The organism is Brachybacterium paraconglomeratum, assembly GCF_003994255.1.
Classification (GTDB): domain Bacteria; phylum Actinomycetota; class Actinomycetes; order Actinomycetales; family Dermabacteraceae; genus Brachybacterium; species Brachybacterium conglomeratum.
In genome coordinates this window covers 38,551-53,657 of the sequence record NZ_ML133859.1, presented here as the reverse complement: position 1 = coordinate 53,657, position 15,107 = coordinate 38,551, and the positions used below count along the sequence as shown (strand labels likewise).

12 protein-coding genes are annotated in these 15,107 nt (G+C 73.5%); 6 read left to right on the top strand and 6 right to left on the bottom strand.

Annotated elements, in window-relative coordinates; all coding sequences use genetic code 11:
- Positions 1–99: 99 nt before the first annotated feature.
- Together DS079_RS13280 and DS079_RS13275 are read right to left on the bottom strand one after the other, a co-directional pair.
- Positions 100–975, bottom strand: a complete 876-nt coding sequence (locus DS079_RS13280) for an SMP-30/gluconolactonase/LRE family protein (RefSeq protein WP_126988345.1) — start codon at positions 973–975, stop codon at positions 100–102.
- A gap of 102 nt (positions 976–1,077) precedes the next feature.
- Entirely contained in the window at positions 1,078–2,556 is a 1,479-nt protein-coding gene (locus DS079_RS13275) for an FGGY-family carbohydrate kinase (protein ID WP_206516171.1), read from the bottom strand.
- A 274-nt stretch (positions 2,557–2,830) separates the two neighbouring features.
- Here DS079_RS13275 and DS079_RS13270 point away from each other — a divergent pair, with 274 nt between their 5' ends.
- The 6 genes from DS079_RS13270 (at position 2,831) to DS079_RS13245 (ending at position 9,873) form a co-directional block, all read left to right on the top strand.
- The gene (locus tag DS079_RS13270; protein WP_126988344.1) at positions 2,831–3,778 is read left to right on the top strand and encodes a sugar-binding transcriptional regulator; all 948 of its coding nucleotides are present in this window, start codon (positions 2,831–2,833) and stop codon (positions 3,776–3,778) included.
- A 174-nt stretch (positions 3,779–3,952) separates the two neighbouring features.
- A complete protein-coding gene (locus tag DS079_RS13265; protein ID WP_126988343.1) occupies positions 3,953–5,041 on the top strand; it encodes a zinc-binding dehydrogenase in 1,089 nt (362 codons plus the stop codon).
- A gap of 105 nt (positions 5,042–5,146) precedes the next feature.
- Positions 5,147–6,502 carry an RbtT/DalT/CsbX family MFS transporter gene (locus tag DS079_RS13260; protein ID WP_126988342.1) on the top strand — a complete coding sequence of 452 codons (1,356 nt, stop codon included), beginning with the start codon at positions 5,147–5,149 and terminating at the stop codon, positions 6,500–6,502.
- A 151-nt stretch (positions 6,503–6,653) separates the two neighbouring features.
- On the top strand, positions 6,654–7,439 hold the full coding sequence (locus DS079_RS13255) for an SDR family oxidoreductase (protein ID WP_126988341.1): 786 nt from the start codon (positions 6,654–6,656) through the stop codon (positions 7,437–7,439).
- A gap of 147 nt (positions 7,440–7,586) precedes the next feature.
- Entirely contained in the window at positions 7,587–9,323 is a 1,737-nt protein-coding gene (locus DS079_RS13250; protein ID WP_126988340.1) for a dihydroxyacetone kinase family protein, read from the top strand.
- Between the two features lie 82 nt (positions 9,324–9,405).
- Positions 9,406–9,873: a ribose-5-phosphate isomerase gene (locus tag DS079_RS13245; protein WP_010551951.1), complete on the top strand. Its 468-nt coding sequence runs from the start codon at positions 9,406–9,408 to the stop codon at positions 9,871–9,873.
- Between the two features lie 359 nt (positions 9,874–10,232).
- On the opposite strand, the gene DS079_RS13240 is transcribed toward DS079_RS13245, so the two are convergent.
- The 4 genes from DS079_RS13240 to DS079_RS13225 all read right to left on the bottom strand — a co-directional run bounded on the left by DS079_RS13240 (position 10,233) and on the right by DS079_RS13225 (position 15,069).
- Positions 10,233–11,735 carry an MFS transporter gene (locus tag DS079_RS13240; RefSeq protein WP_126988339.1) on the bottom strand — a complete coding sequence of 501 codons (1,503 nt, stop codon included), beginning with the start codon at positions 11,733–11,735 and terminating at the stop codon, positions 10,233–10,235.
- Positions 11,736–12,042: 307 nt separating this feature from the next.
- Positions 12,043–12,534 (bottom strand): NUDIX domain-containing protein, encoded by a 492-nt coding sequence (locus DS079_RS13235; RefSeq protein ID WP_126988338.1) that lies wholly within the window; start codon positions 12,532–12,534, stop codon positions 12,043–12,045.
- Positions 12,535–12,547: 13 nt separating this feature from the next.
- Positions 12,548–14,308, bottom strand: a complete 1,761-nt coding sequence (locus DS079_RS13230) for a 5-oxoprolinase subunit B/C family protein (protein ID WP_126988337.1) — start codon at positions 14,306–14,308, stop codon at positions 12,548–12,550.
- Positions 14,305–15,069 carry a LamB/YcsF family protein gene (locus DS079_RS13225; RefSeq protein ID WP_126988336.1) on the bottom strand — a complete coding sequence of 255 codons (765 nt, stop codon included), beginning with the start codon at positions 15,067–15,069 and terminating at the stop codon, positions 14,305–14,307. The genes DS079_RS13230 and DS079_RS13225 overlap by 4 nt, the downstream gene beginning before the upstream one ends.
- Positions 15,070–15,107 lie beyond the last annotated feature (38 nt).

The following is a 15,107-nucleotide window of genomic DNA, read 5'->3' as shown; positions in this document are numbered from 1 at the left end:
ATAATTCTGCGCTCCTGGCGTGACCTCACCTGCCATACGGCCCCGAGGTCACGCCAGGAGCGCAATCGTCGTCGGCCGGACGACGGGGGAGCGTCGGGGTCAGTCGTCCGCGTCGGTCTCGTCGGGATCGCCGAAGAGGTTCTCCTCGGCGGGGCCGACGACGCCCGGATGCACCGAGAACAGCGAGCCCGCCGCCGGATCGTCCCCGTCGGCCAGGTTCTCCCGGCTGGTGGTGATGAACAGGGTCCCGCGGTCCTCGCCGCCGAAGGTGCAGGCCGTGACCTGGCGCGCCGCCACCGTGATCCGCTCGGCGACCCCGCCCCGCTCGTCCAGGCCCAGCACCTGTGAGCCACCGAACATCGCCACCCATACCCGGCCCTCGGCATCCAGGCACAGCCCGTCCGGGCTGCCGTCCTCGCCGGAGAGGTCGGCGAAGGGCCGGCGCTCGACGAGCCCGTCGGCGCCGGACCAGTCGAAGAGGTCGACCCATCCGGTGGGGGTGTCGACGTAGAAGGCGCGCGTCCCGTCGGCCGTGAAGGCGAGGCCGTTGGAGATCGTGAGGTCCCCGAACTGCCGGGTGGTGGTGCCGTCGGGCATCAGGCGCCACATCGCGGCGGCGCCGGGCCGCTGGTCATAGGCCATCGAGCCGCACAGGAAGGAGCCGTCCGGCGCGATCGCGCCCTCGTTCATGCGCACGTCCTCGTCCCACAGCGGCGGCAGCGCGCGGATGGACCCGTCGGCGTCCTCGAGGCCGAAGCCCTTCTCGAGGGCGAGCACCGCCCCGCCGTCGGCCGCAGGGCGCACGCAGGCGACGACCGGGCTCGGGGTGGGCAGGCGCCGGGCCGCCCCGTCGGCGCCGAGATGCAGCATGTCCCCGGCGAGCATGTCCACCCAGCGCAGGCCGCCCCAGGTCTCCGACCAGTACGGACCCTCCGCGTGGTGACAGAGGGATTCGGTGAGTCGGTCGGCATGCATGGGGCTCCCCTTCCGGGCGCTGGATGCGGTTGACCGGCGCGCGGAGGTGCCGGTAGGGCCACCGTACGGGGTGCGCGGGAACGGCGTGCGGGAGTCCCGGCCTCAGTGCTGCTGCATCGCCGCGAGCGCGTGGGTGATCTCGTAGGTCGCGGGGTAGAGGTCGCGGTAGAGCCGGTACAGCTCGTCGTACCGCTCGCGACGCGCCGGGTCCGGGACGATCTCGTGATCGGTGGGGTTCCAGCGGGAGACGTCGGTGCCGTGGGCGAGGCGCGCGGCGAGCATCGAGCTGCCGTACGAGGCGCCGACGATCCGCCGCGGGATCCGCTGGACCAGTCCCGTGACGTCGGAGACGATCTGCGGCCACAGGTCGCTGCGGGCACCGCCGCCGACGGCCACGACCCGGTCCAGGCCGAGCTCGGCCGCGGTGAGCGTCTCGAGATGGTGGCGCACCCCGAAGGCGGCCGCTTCGAGCGCGGCCCGGTAGAGGTCCCCGCGGGTGTGCGAGAGGGTCAGCCCCGCGATCACACCCCGAGCGCCGGGGTCGGCGATGGGGGAGCGCTCGCCGGCGAAGTAGGGGAGCATGACCAGCCCGTTCGCGCCGGGACCGCTGGCCTCCGCCTCCACCAGCAGCTCGTCGAACTCCGGGGAGCCGGTCAGCTCGCGCAGCCAGCCGGTGATCGCCCCGGAGGAGGCCATGCCGCCCGAGAGCGCATAGGCGCCCGGCTCCACCCCGGAGGTGGGCCACAGGGTGCGACTCGCGACGGGCTCCACGGTGGTCGCGACGAGGAAGGTGGTGGTGCCGTACATCAGCATCAGGTCGCCCGGGGAGGCGGCATCGACGCTGACCGCCTCCGCCCAGGCGTCGATGGTGCCGGTGATGACGGGGATCCCGGCGCGCAGACCGGGCACGAGCCGCGCGATGGCGCTCTGCACGGTCCCCGCCGCCTCGCCCGCCCAGCGAAGGTCCGGGAGCTCGAGGCCGGGGCCGACGCGCTCGGCCCACTCGGGATGCCACGTCTGGTGGCGCAGGCTGTACATCGGCGCGGACTGGCTGGCGCTGACGTGGTCGAGCACGTACTCGCCGGTGAGGCGGAAGGCGAGATACGAGGCCGGCATGAACAGCCGACGCGCCCGTGCGTAGACCTCCGGCTCGTGCCGGGCGACCCAGGCGACCTTCGGTCCGGCCGCCTGCGAGGTGAGCATCCCGCCGCAGTGCGCGACGATCTCCTCCCTGCCCAGCACGTTCGTGAGATGGCGGATCTCGTCGCCCGCGCGGGTGTCCACGCCGTAGAGGATCGCGGGGCGCACCGGTTCGCCGCGCTCGTCGGTGAGCAGCACGCAGGGGCCCATCCCCGAGACGCCGATCGCGGTGACCTCCGCAGGGACGTCCGCGGCGCCGGTCGCGGTGAGCTCGCGGGTGATGTCCACGAACTCCTCCCACCAGATCTCCGCGTCCATCTCGACGTGGCCCGGGGCGGGGCGGGAGACCGAGTGCTCGCGCACGGCGGCGGCGAGGATGGTCCCGTCGAGCGCGACGAGGGTGCCCTTCGTGCTCGAGGTGCCGACGTCGACGCCCAGCACGGCGGGGACCCTCGCGCCGGCTGGCGCTCCGGCCGTTCGGGGCGCGGCCGACGGGGCAATCCGCGGAGCAGGGGTCGTCGCCCCCGTGCCTGCCGTCATCGCGCCGCCTCCCCGTGCCGTCATCGCCGCAGACCATCCTGCCACCGTCGGCCCTGCCAGGGGCGCAGGACGGGGCTCTGTTCCGCAGCACCGCCCGGCGTTCACTAGGATCATCGGCGCGAGCCCCGCCGCCCCGGGGCCCGGACACGGCCTTGACGGAGAGGGAGGAGCATCGATGCTCGAGACCGCGATGGACCTCCAGCTGCTCCACCGCGCCGCCTCCGCCTACTACGTCGACGGGGTGCGACAGGCCGAGGTCGCCGCGCGCCTGGGCGTCTCCCGGCCCACGGTCTCCAAGCTCCTCGCCGAGGCGCGACGGATCGGGATGGTGCGCTTCGAGGTGCTCGAGCCGCCCACCGCCGACCTGCCCGATCTCGCCGCACGCCTGCAGGACGTGCTCGGCGTCCGCTCCGTGCGCATCGCCCCGGGGAACCAGGTCCAGCGCGACTACCGCGGCATCGGCGACCTGCTGGGGGAGGAGCTGCGCTCCCTGGACCTGCAGCGGGGCGAGGTGCTGCTGATCTCCTCGGGCAAGACCACCTACGCCGTCAGCGGCATGCCCGGGCTACCCGAGCTGCCGGGAGTGGTGATCGCCCCGACCGTCGGCGGGCAGCAGGAGACCGACCCGTCCTTCCAGACCAACGAGATCGTGCGCCGCTTCGCGGACCGCACCCGGGCCGAGCCGAAGTTCATGTTCGCCCCGGCGAGCCCCTCCGAGCAGCTCTGGGAGTCCCTGCAGGCCGACCCCAGCTTCCGGGAGATCACCGACCTGTGGGCGCGGGCCCGAGCCGTGGTGGTCGGGATCGGCGAGCCCTACCAGGGGCGCGCGGCGCTGACCTCCGTGGTGCCGCGCGACGAGACGGCGCTGCTCCCGGCCGTCGGCGACATCAACCTCCACTTCTACGACATCGCCGGGCACCCGGTGAGCTATCCCGGCTCGGAGCTGCTGGTGCGCCCGCCGCGCGCGCTGCTGAACGCGCTGCCGACCTCGATCGCGATGGCGGCGGGGGAGCGCAAGGCGCCCTCGATCCTCGCCGGCGCCCGCGCCGGGCTGTACACGACGCTGCTGACCGACGAGCCGACGGCCCAGGCCGTGCTCGCGCTCGCCGCTGCGACGGGCTGACCCCGCCCGATCCACCCCGTGGCACGCCTCTGACCTGCGTCGCCCTGGTGTAGAACATTTGTGCTTGACGTTTGTTCCCGGTCTGCCTAGAGTGGCCTGGTCAGGCCCGACCCGTCGGCGCGCCCTGTGGGGCCACCAGGCCGGGCGGAACGTATCGAAGGAGATGTGTCTTACGTGAGCCAGCTGCCCGCCACCATGCAGGCCGTCGTCATGCATGCCCCCGAGGACTACCGCCTCGAGGAGCGCCCGGTCCCGACCCCCGCCGGCGATGAGCTCCTGATCCAGGTCGAGGCCGTCGGCGTCTGCGCCTCCGACCTCAAGGCCTACGCCGGCGCCGCCAAGTTCTGGGGCGACGAGAACCGCGACCGCTGGGTCGAGCCGGGCATCATCCCCGGCCACGAGATCACCGGCACCGTCGTGCAGGGCTCCGACGAGATCCTCGCCCACCACGGCGTCTCCGTCGGCGACCGCATCGTCGTCGAGCAGATCGTCCCCTGCGGCGAGTGCATGTACTGCCAGCGCGGCTGGTACTGGATGTGCGCCCCGCACGACATGTTCGGCTTCAAGCACTACCACGGCGGCATGGCCGAGTACATGATCGTGCCGAAGCTCGCCCGCGCCCACCGGATCTCCAAGGACATCGCGCCGCAGCACGCCGCCTACGCCGAGCCGCTGTCCTGCTCGATGCACGCCGTCGAGCGCGCCGAGCTCGAGTTCGACGACGTCGTCGTCATCGCCGGCGCCGGCCCCATCGGCCTCGGCGCGATCATCGGCGCGGCCCACAAGAACCCCAAGCTCGTCATCGCCCTCGACTTCGACGACGAGAAGCTCGAGCTCGCGAAGAAGTGCGGCGCCGACCTCACCCTGAACCCCTCGAAGGTCGACATCTACGAGGAGATCCGCGGCCTCACCGGCGGCTACGGCGCCGACGTCTACATCGAGTGCACCGGCCACCCCAGCGCCGTGCCGCAGGGCCTGAACCTGCTGCGCAAGCTCGGCCGCTTCGTGGAGTACTCCGTGTTCAAGGAGAACGTCTCCGTGGACTGGTCGATCATCTCCGACGACAAGGAGCTCGACGTGCGCGGGGCACACCTCGGCCCGCACACCTGGCCCGCCGCCATCAAGATCATCGAGAAGGGCGACCTGCCCCTCGACGAGATCTGCACCCACCAGTTCGGCCTCGCCGACTTCCAGAAGGCCCTCGACTCGGTCGCCGACTCCGCCGGCGCCTCCGTCAAGGTCTCCATCCTCCCCGGCCGCTGAGCACGGCCCCGCTGATCCCGGATCAGCCCTGACGGGGCGGCCGACGCCTCGATGCTGCCGTCGGCCGCCCCGTGTCTCTCCCCCCACGCACACAGGAGTGCCCTTATGAGCGCCGTACCCTCTACCACCCAGGCCGGATCCGCCGTCCCGGCCGCCGGGTCGTCCCAGGAGACCTTCCTGGACCGACTCGGCATCCCCCATCCGCTGCGGTGGGGTTTCCTCGGCGTGCTCGTCTTCATGACGGGCAACGGCGTGGAGACCAACTTCGTCTCCCCGCACATGGCGAACGTCTTCGGCGGCGGCGACGAGATGATCAACGTCGCCGCCACCATCATCACCTTCTACTCCCTCGCCTCGCTGGTCGGCTCGTACCTCGCCGGCGCCCTCTCGGACCTGTGGGGCCCGCGCAGGGTGATGCTGCTCGGCCTCGTCGTCTGGCTGGTGTTCCAGGCCGCGTTCCTGGGCGCGCTGTCCACCGAGTCGATCCCGCTGGTGGCCGCGACCTACTTCTTCCGCGGCTTCGGCTTCCCGCTGTTCGCCTTCTCCTTCCTGGTCTGGGTCAACGCCGTGGTCCCCAAGGAGCGCAACGGTGCGGCGGTCGGCTGGTTCTACGTCATGTTCACCGGCGGCATGCCCACCATCGGCTCGCTCGTCGCGATCGGTCTGATCCCCGCCTTCGGCGGCGGCTTCTTCGGTGAGCGCTGGGCCATGGCCGTCTCCTCGCTGATCGTGATCGCCGGCTTCCTGATCGCCTGGCTCGGGGTGCGCGAGAAGCACGGCTCCATCCGCCTGGCCCCGGAGGGCGAGACCTCCCGCCAGGTGATCTTCTCGGGCGTGCACCTCGCGTTCACGAACAAGCGCGTGATGATGGGCTTCCTGACCCGCCTGATCAACACCGCCCCGCAGTTCGGCATGTTCATCATCCTGCCCACCGTCATCGCCGAGACCCTCGGCTGGGGGCAGAGCCGCTGGCTGCTGATGACCTCGATCGTCTTCGCCGGCAACATCCTGTTCAACGCCGCCTTCGGCGCCCTCGGCGACCGCATCGGCTGGACCACCACGGTGCGCTGGTTCGGCATCGTCGGCTCCGCGATCGGCCTGCTGCTGTGGTGGTACGTGCCGCACTGGGTGCCGGCCGGCTCCGACTGGGGCTTCGTCGTCGCCGTCATCGCGGGCACCGTCTTCGGCATCCTGCTGGCCGGCTTCGTGCCGCTCGGCGCGATCATGCCGGCGCTCGCCCCCGACCACAAGGGCGCCGCGATGGCGATGTACACGACCGCCGCGGGCGGTGCGACCTTCCTCGGCTCGGCCGTGGTCGCCGTCGTCCGCCCCTGGGGCGGGAACGTCGGCGTGGTCTGGGCGTTCGTGGTCCTGTACGTCCTCGCCTTCCTGATGACCTTCGCACTGAAGGTCGACCAGCCCCGCGTCGGCAAGAAGGACATCGCCGCCGCCGAGGCCTGATCCGCGCCCCGGGGGCCGACGCAAGGACCGTCGGCCCCCGGGCCCCGTCCGTCCCGGCGGGTCCGTCCGCTCGTCCCTCGCGCCCCGCCCCGCGCGCAGCGCCCGTCGGCCCCGCTCGCCCCGTCCGCCCACTGCTTCGAAGGAGTCCTCCATGACCTCCGCCATCAGCCCCATGTTCGACCTCACCGGCCGCACCGCCCTCGTCACCGGCGGTGCGAAGGGCCTCGGCCTCGCGATGGCCCGCGGCCTCGCCCAGCACGGCGCCCCGATCGTGCTCGCCGACATCGACGACGCGACCGGCGAGCAGGCCGCGAAGGACCTCGCCGCCGAGACCGGGGTGGAGGTCTCCTACCGCCACCTCGACGTCACCGACCAGGCGATGGTCGAGAAGGTCGTCGCCGAGATCGACCAGGAGGTCGGCGGGATCGAGATCCTGCTGAACAACGCCGGGCGCACCATCCACCACCCGGTCGAGGACGGCGACGGCGAGAAGTGGCGGGCCGTGATGAGCCTGAACCTCGACGGCGTCTACCACGTGCTCTCGGCCGTCGGTCGGGCCATGCTCGAGCGGGGCCGCGGCAGCATCATCAACACCGGCTCCATGAGCGGCATCATCGCCAACATGCCCCAGACCCAGGCCTCCTACAACGCCTCCAAGGCCGCGGTCCACAACCTCACCCGCTCCGCCGCGCTCGAGTGGGCCTCCCGCGGCGTGCGCGTGAACGCGATCGCGCCCGGATACATGCGCACCGAGCTGACCCGCGGCTTCTACGAGGCCGGCGGCGACCAGATCGACATCTGGAACGCGATGACCCCGATGTCCCGCCCGGGCGAGCCGGAGGAGCTCGCCGGCGCCGCCGTGTACCTCGCTTCCGACGCCGCGAGCTTCGTGACAGGCTCGATCCTGTCGATCGACGGCGGCTACACCGCCGCCTGAGCCCCGGCGGCCGAGGCGCCGTGGGGACCGCGGCCCGCCGCCGGCCCCGCGCCCGCCACCGCGGCCGCCATGCCCGCCCGGCGCCGGCCCGACGGCCGCCGCACCTGCCCCCCATCCGCACCGACCCCGCCGATCCGGAGAGACCCGATGACCTACCTGTTCGATGACCCCCAGACCTTCCCCTCCGACGCCGTCGAGGGCCTGGTCGCCGCGCACCCCGAGGAGCTGCTGCGCGTGCACGGCGGCGTGGTGCGCGCGAAGCGGACCCCCGCCGGGCAGCCCGCGCTCGTCGTCGGCGGCGGGTCCGGCCACTACCCGGCCTTCGCCGGCTGGGTCGGCCCCGGCTTCGCCCACGGCGCGCCCTGCGGGAACATCTTCTCCTCGCCGTCCTCCGACCAGGTGTACTCGGTCGCGAAGAACTCCGAGAACGGCGGCGGCGTGATCCTGGGCTTCGGCCACTACGCCGGGGACGTGCTCCACTTCGGCGTCGCCGCCGAGAAGCTGCGCGCCGAGGGCATCGACGTGCGCATCGTCGCGGTCAGCGACGACATCGCCTCCGGCCTCGAGGGCGAGCACCGCGACCGCCGCGGTATCGCCGGCGACCTGCCCGTCTTCAAGGTCGCCGGGGCCGCGATCCAGGCCGGCGCCGACCTCGACGACGCCGAGCGCCTCGCCTGGAAGGCGAACGACGCCACCCGTTCCCTCGGCGTCGCCTTCGATGGCTGCACCCTGCCCGGCGCGGAGGACGCGCTCTTCCACGTCCCCGAGGGGCGGATGGCGATCGGCCTGGGCATCCACGGCGAGCCCGGCATCGACGAGCAGCCCATGCCGAGCGCGAAGGAGCTCGCGAAGGTCCTGGTCGACGGCGTCCTCGCCGAAACCCCCGAGCTCGACTCGCAGCGCGTCGCCGTGGTGCTGAACGGCCTGGGCACCGTGAAGTACGAGGAGATGTTCGTGGTGTGGAAGCACGCCTCGCAGCTCCTGCAGGAGGCGGGCCTGACCATCGTGCGCCCCGAGGTGGGCGAGCACGTCACCAGCCTCGACATGGCCGGGCTGTCCCTGACCGTGATGCGCCTGGACGAGGAGCTCGAGCAGCACTGGCTCGCCGCGGCCGACGCCCCCGCCTTCCGCCGCGGCGGCACCGTCGAGGGCGACCTCGGCACCGAGCGCACCGAGATCTACACCCCCGGCGAGGACCCGATCCCGGACGCGTCCGACGAGTCGAAGGAGTCGGCGCAGCGGATCGCCGGGATCCTCGCCGACGTCGAGGCGCTGCTGGTCGAGCTCGAGCCGGAGCTCGGCCGGATGGACGCGATCGCCGGCGACGGCGACCACGGCCAGGGCATGGTCCTCGGCGCGAAGGCCGCCCGCACGGCCGCCGACCGGGTCATCGCCGGTGGCTGCGGCGCCCGCACCGTCCTCGTCCAGGCCGGCGCCGCCTGGTCCGCCGAGGCCGGCGGCACCTCCGGCGCGCTGTGGGGCGCGGCGCTGACCAGCCTCGGCAGCGCCTTCTCCGACGAGGCGCCCGTCTCCGGCGAGCACCTGCTGACCGGCCTGGTCCAGGCGGTCGAGGCCGTCGAGCGGCTCGGCGGGGCGAAGCCCGGCGACAAGACCATGGTCGATGCGGCCGTGCCGTTCCGCGAGGCGATCGCCCTCGCCCAGGCCACGGGCGCCGAGAAGGGTGACGGCCCCGCCGCCTCCGCCTCCCGGACGATCGAGACCGCGGCGGCCCGCGCCGTCGAGGCGGCCGAGGCCACCGCGGACATCTCCGCGACCCTGGGCCGCGCCCGCAACCACGGCGACAAGTCCGTGGGCACCCCCGACCCCGGCGCGATCTCATTCTCGAAGATCGTCACGCTGCTGGCCGAGAAGCTCTCGGCCTGAGCAGGGGCGGCCGCGGCGCCTCACCGCGCCGCCGCCTCCCTCTCACCTGCACTTCCGTCATTCGTCACCGAAGGAGAACATCATGGCTCTGACCATCGTCACCGGTTCCGACAACGCCGGCTACGGCCACAAGTCCGCGCTCAAGGAGCTGCTCGAGCAGGACCCCCGCGTCGAGAAGGTCATCGACGTGGGCGTGACCGGCCGTGAGGACGGCACCTATTACCCGAACGTCGCGGTCGAGGCGGCGGAGAAGATCGCCGCCGGCGAGGCCGACCGGGCCCTGCTGATCTGCGGCACCGGTCTGGGCGTCGCGATCGCGGCGAACAAGGTCTCCGGTATCCGCGCCGTGACCGCGCACGACCTCTACTCCGTGCAGCGTTCGGTGCTGTCGAACAATGCGCAGGTGCTGTGCATGGGCGAGCGTGTGATCGGGCTGGAGCTCGCGAAGGAGCTGGTGAAGGTGTGGCTCGACCTCGAGTTCGACCCGGAGTCGTCCTCGGCGGCGAAGGTCGACGCGATCTGCGCCTACGACGGCTCTCTCGACAAGTGAGCGGACGCCGGGCCCGGGCCCGGCATGGTGCCCCGGGCTCCGGAACGGGTTGACCGGCTCGGGGAGTGGCTCTGTCCCGGTGCTCCGGGCTCGGCACCCCGGGCTCGGGCTCGGTATGACCGGCTCGGCCCCGGCACGCGGGCCGGCGGCGTCCCCTCACCCCGCACGCGCCTATCACCGGCCAGTTGATCGACGTCGGGTACCAGGACCGCGCCAGTTGTTCGACGTCCGGTACCAGGAAACTGGTACCGGACGTCGAACAACCTCTGCGGCGTGGTACCGGTCGTCGAACAACACGTGCCTGGTGACGCGGGGCGCTGATCGTCGCAGCCCCCTGCCGTCGCGGCAGCGCCGGAGACCTACTCCGCCAGCGCCTTCCCCCGCTGCTCGGGCAGGGTGAAGGCCGCGGCGGCGGCGACGGCGAAGGCGAGCGCGAACACCCCGAAGGCGAGCCACTGCCCGCCGGCGAGCACCAGCGCCGGCACCAGGAACGGGGCGATGATCGAGGCGAGGCGGCCGAAGGCGGCGGCCGCGCCCGTGCCCGTGCCGCGCACCGCGGTGGGGTAGAGCTCCGGGCCGATCGCGTACAGCGCGCCCCAGGCGCCGAGGTTGAAGAAGCTCAGCAGACAGCCGGCCACCAGGATCATCGCCTCGGAGTCGGCCATGCCGTAGCCCACGGCGGACAGCGCCGAGCCGGCGAGGAAGATCGTGAGGGTCCAGCGCCGTCCCAGCACCTCGATCAGCCAGGCCGCAGCGGCGTAGCCGGGGATCTGGGCGAGCGTGATGATCAGCGTGAAGGTGAAGGACTTCGTGAGGTCGAAACCGCGGTCCACCAGCAGCGTCGGGATCCAGATGAACGCGCCGTAGTAGGAGAGGTTGATGCAGAACCACACCACCCACAGCCCGGCGGTGCGGGCGCGGAGGGACGCCGACCAGATGCCGCCGGTCGCGACCTGATCGGCCTCCGGCACGACGCCGACCGCGTCGGCGGAGACACGGCCGGACCCGTCGGCGGCGACGATGCCCGTCTCCTCGACGGGCAGTGTCACGGCGGAGTCCGTGGATTCTGCCGCGCGACCGATCCTGCCGGGACCGTCGGCGGCGGGGGCCTCGGTGGACGCCTCGACCTGCGAGGGCGCCCCGATCCCGGCGGAGGCCTCGAAGTCGCGGACGATCCGCTCGGCCTCCTGGTGACGGCCCTTCGTCTCCAGGAAGCGCACGGACTCGGGCATCCCGAGACGGATCACCAGCGAGTAGACGGCCGGGATCATGCCGAGCGCGAGCGCCCAGCGCCATCCGGCCGGCCCCGACGTCGCCACGAACGTGCCGATCACGGCGGCGAGGATCCAGCCGCCGGCCCAGAACGCCTCGAGCCACACGATGATCCGGCCGCGGATCCGGGCAGGTGCGAACTCGCTCATCAGCGTCGAGGCGACGGGCAGCTCGGCGCCGAGCCCCAGGCCCACCACGAAGCGCAGCGCGATCAGCGCGCCGACGCCCAGGGCGAGTGCGGAGGCGCCGGTGGCCAGGCCGTAGACGAGCAGGGTCAGGGCGAAGACGGAGCGTCGGCCGATCCTGTCGGCCAGCAGCCCGCCGAGGCTCGCGCCGATCGCCATCCCGGCGAAGCCGGCGGAGGCGATGAGGGACCCGTCGGACTTCGCGAGGTCCCAGTGGACGGTGAGCGCGGCGATGACGAAGGAGATCAGGCCGACGTCCATCGCGTCGAGCGCCCAGCCGATGCCGGAGGCGCCCAGCAGCTTGCCGTGCTTGCGGGTGAAGGGGAGGCGGTCCAAGCGCTGCGACCGGGTGAGCGGCCGGCTGACCGGGGCAGGGGACTCCGGGGCGAGGGGGGAGGGGCTCATGTCATCTCCGACGACGAGGGGAGGGGTGGGCACATCATGGCCCACCGCGACCGCTGCGTCGTGCGGTGTGGATCACACTGTCGGGCGGTGCGGCGCGCTGCCGGAGGCAGGACTCCTGGTCAGGGTGAGAAAAAGTGGGACGTCTCGGAAGGGTTGCGGTTCGGGGGTCGTCTTGGGCGATCTCGACACGCGGGACGATCAGCGGCCGACGGGCGTCGCGCCCGAGGGGCATCGCCGCCGGCGAGCTGCCGCGCCCGACGGGCCCCGTCGGCCGCTCGGCCGCGGACCTCCCGACGGGACCGACAGGTCACCGCCGGGAATGGGAGGCGAGGTCCACCTCGGCCTCGCCGCGCAGCACCGCGAGAGCGCGCCGGGCACGGGCGGCGCCCCAGGTCGACAGCAGCTCCGCCCGGTCCTCCTCGATGAGCGCCCAGTCGTCGAGCTCGGAGGCCTGCGGCACGATCTCCGCCTCGAGCTGTGCGCGCGGGATCACACCGGCGTCGAAGATGAAGTGCACGCCCATCGGGGCGCTGCGCACCGGACTCGCCGGCAGCCAGTCCACGGCGAGAAGGCGACCCACCTCGACGTCCAGGCCCAGCTCCTCCATGACCTCGCGCTGGGCGCACTGCCGGGCGTCCTCGCCGGGATCGACCCCGCCGCCGGGCAGCAGCCAGTGCGGACGGTAGTTCGGCTTCTCGATGACGAAGCGGCCGTCCTCGTCGCGCAGGATCACCGCTCCCGAGGTGATGACCTTGGGCAGGGAGCCGAAGTAGGCGGGGTCGGGGAGGAGGCGCGGCATGCCTCCCATCGTGTCATCGGCGGGCGGGTGGCGACCAGCGCGTCCCGTCGCCGTCCGTGGTGACGAAGCGCAGGCGTGTGCCCGGCCCGGCCTGGGCGAGGCGGTCCAGACCCTCCCGCGTGACCACGGCGATCACCGGATAGCCGCCGGTGGTGGGGTGGTCGGGGCCGAAGACGACCGGGAGCCCCGAGGGCGGCACCTGCACCGCCCCGGGCAGCATCGGCTCGCTCGGCACGGTCGCCGCACCCGAGGGGACCGGGAGCACCGGCCCATCGAGCCGCACCCCGACCCGGTCGGACTCCTGCCGCACCGTCCAGTCCGTGCCGAGCAGCGCCTCGACCGCCTCGTCGCCGAGCAGCTCGGCGCGCGGCCCGATGAGCACGGCGATGCGGATGGTGTCCTCGTCGGGATGCTCGGCCGACGACGGCGGGACGGCGTCCCCGGCGGCCGGCACCGCGTCGAGGCCGCGCTCGGGGCCGACGAGCAGCAGGTCGCCGGCCTGCAGCGGATCCGGGCCGAGGTCGGAGAGGGTGTCGCGGGAGCGTGCGCCGAGCACCTCGAGCAGCTCGTCGTCGGCGGGATCCTGCCGCCTCACCTGCGTGATCCCGCCCCGGACCGCGAGGACCAGCCGCAGCCCGTCCGCGGCCGGGCCCACCTCGATCCGGTCGCCGGGGTCCAGGGCGAGGGCGCGTTCGCGGGAGGCGTCGGCCGGCAGCTCCACGTCGCCGACCTCGTCGTCGCCGCGCCCGATCCGCACCGGGGCCTGCGCGCCGGAGACGGCGACGACCGTCGGCGCGGCGGCGCGCAGCGCGAGCGGTCCCAGCAGGATCTCGAGCGCGGCGGCGCCGGAGGGATTGCCGACGGCGCGATTCGCGCGCTGCAGGGCGCCGCGGTCGAAGGCCCCGGACCGGCTCACGCCGATCGATGCCCGGCCGGGCCTGCCGGCGTCCTCGATCAGGGCCAGCGGACCAGGGGAGAGGATCTCGAGCGCGGGACGGGAGCTCGTGCCCGGGCCCGCGCCGCGATGGAGCCCGAGCCGGGCGGGGACGGCCGCGGCCTCCCGCGCGGCGCGGGCCAGCGCCGCGGCGGTCGCGGCGGTCGGACGTGAGGCGGCGCGCTGCGGCGTGAAGCGCACCCGCGTGCCGGGGCTGAGCAGTGCGGGCGGCTCCCGGTGCACGTCGAACAGGGGCGCGTCGCTGCGGCCGATCAGCTGCCAGCCGCCGGGAGAGGGGCGCGGGTAGATGCCGCAGTAGCGGGAGGCGAGGCCGACGGCGCCTGCGGGCACCGACGTGCGGGGCTCGGCGCGGCGCGGCACCTCCCAGGGCGGGCCGGACGCCTCGTGGGGATCGCCGGCGACGAGATAGGGGAAGCCGGGCGCGAAGCCGCCGAAGGCGACCGTCCACGTCGCCCCGGAATGCGCGCTGATCAGCACGTCCTTGCTCATCCCGAGCAGCTCCGCGACCTCCTCCAGGTCCTCGCCGTCGTAGACGATGCCGATGCTGGCCTCGCCGCCGTCGCTGTCCTCGCGCGCGGAGCGGGGGAGCTGCGAGAGCAGGTCCGCGAGCTCTCGCACGTCGCGCGGCGCAGCGCCGTGCAGCAGCAGGGTGCGCTCGGCGGGGACGAGCTCCAGCAGGTGTGCGGGGGAGAGGGCGCGCACGGCCGCGGCCGCGGCGAGCACCGCGGCGGTGTCGGGATACTCGGCGAGGACGCTGGTCTCCCCGGCGCGGTGCACGCGCAGCGGGGGAGGGAGGGTGTCCGTTGCCCGGTCCTTCACAGCGCCGCCTGCAGGGTCACGCCCGCCTCCTCGAGCCGGGCCCGCACCGCCCGGGCGAGCTCGACGGCGCCGGGGGTGTCCCCGTGCAGGCACAGCGACCGCACCGGCAGATCGACCCAGGTGCCGTCGGCCGCGCGCACCCCGCCCTCGGTCGCGATCGACAGCGCCTGGGCCGAGACCGCCTCGGGGTCGGTGAGCACGGCGCCGGGCCGCGTGCGCGGGGTGAGGGTGCCGTCGGGGAGATAGGCGCGGTCGGCGAAGCCTTCGAGCACCACCTCGAGCCCCGCCGCCTCCGCCGCGGGGACGACCACGGCGCCGGGCGCCGCCACCAGGGGCAGGCCGTCGAGCTCGCCGAGCGCCCGCACCACCGCGCCGGCCTGCGCCTCGTGACGGGCGAGCGCGTTGTACAGGGCGCCGTGGGGCTTCACCCCGCGCACGCTGGTCCCCTCCGCGCGGGCCATCGCCTGCAGCGCCCCGGCCTGGACGACCACCTGGTCCGTGAGGTCATCAGGGGCGATCTCGAGGAAGCGCCGGCCGAAGCCCTGCAGATCCGGATAGGCGACGTGCGCGGTGATCGCGACGCCACGCGCGGCGGCGGCCCGGCAGGCGGCGCGCATCGTCGAGCCGTCCCCGGCGTGGCCGCCGCAGGCGATGTTCGCGGTGGTGACGACCTCGAGCATCGCGGCGTCGTCCCCCATCGACCAGTCGCCGAAGCCCTCCCCGAGGTCGGCGTTGAGGTCGACGACGGCGGTGGCGGTCATGGGCGGGCTCCTTCGTCCGACGGCGGGGTCCTCCCCAT

Coding starts and splice junctions, on each gene's coding strand:
- DS079_RS13255 (WP_126988341.1), top strand. CDS start 6,654: ATGACCTCCGCCATCAGCCCCATGTTCGACCTCACCGGCCGCACCGCC.
- DS079_RS13250 (WP_126988340.1), top strand. CDS start 7,587: ATGACCTACCTGTTCGATGACCCCCAGACCTTCCCCTCCGACGCCGTC.
- DS079_RS13280 (WP_126988345.1), bottom strand. CDS start 975: ATGCATGCCGACCGACTCACCGAATCCCTCTGTCACCACGCGGAGGGT.
- DS079_RS13225 (WP_126988336.1), bottom strand. CDS start 15,069: ATGACCGCCACCGCCGTCGTCGACCTCAACGCCGACCTCGGGGAGGGC.
- DS079_RS13235 (WP_126988338.1), bottom strand. CDS start 12,534: ATGCCGCGCCTCCTCCCCGACCCCGCCTACTTCGGCTCCCTGCCCAAG.
- DS079_RS13245 (WP_010551951.1), top strand. CDS start 9,406: ATGGCTCTGACCATCGTCACCGGTTCCGACAACGCCGGCTACGGCCAC.
- DS079_RS13270 (WP_126988344.1), top strand. CDS start 2,831: ATGCTCGAGACCGCGATGGACCTCCAGCTGCTCCACCGCGCCGCCTCC.
- DS079_RS13260 (WP_126988342.1), top strand. CDS start 5,147: ATGAGCGCCGTACCCTCTACCACCCAGGCCGGATCCGCCGTCCCGGCC.
- DS079_RS13240 (WP_126988339.1), bottom strand. CDS start 11,735: ATGAGCCCCTCCCCCCTCGCCCCGGAGTCCCCTGCCCCGGTCAGCCGG.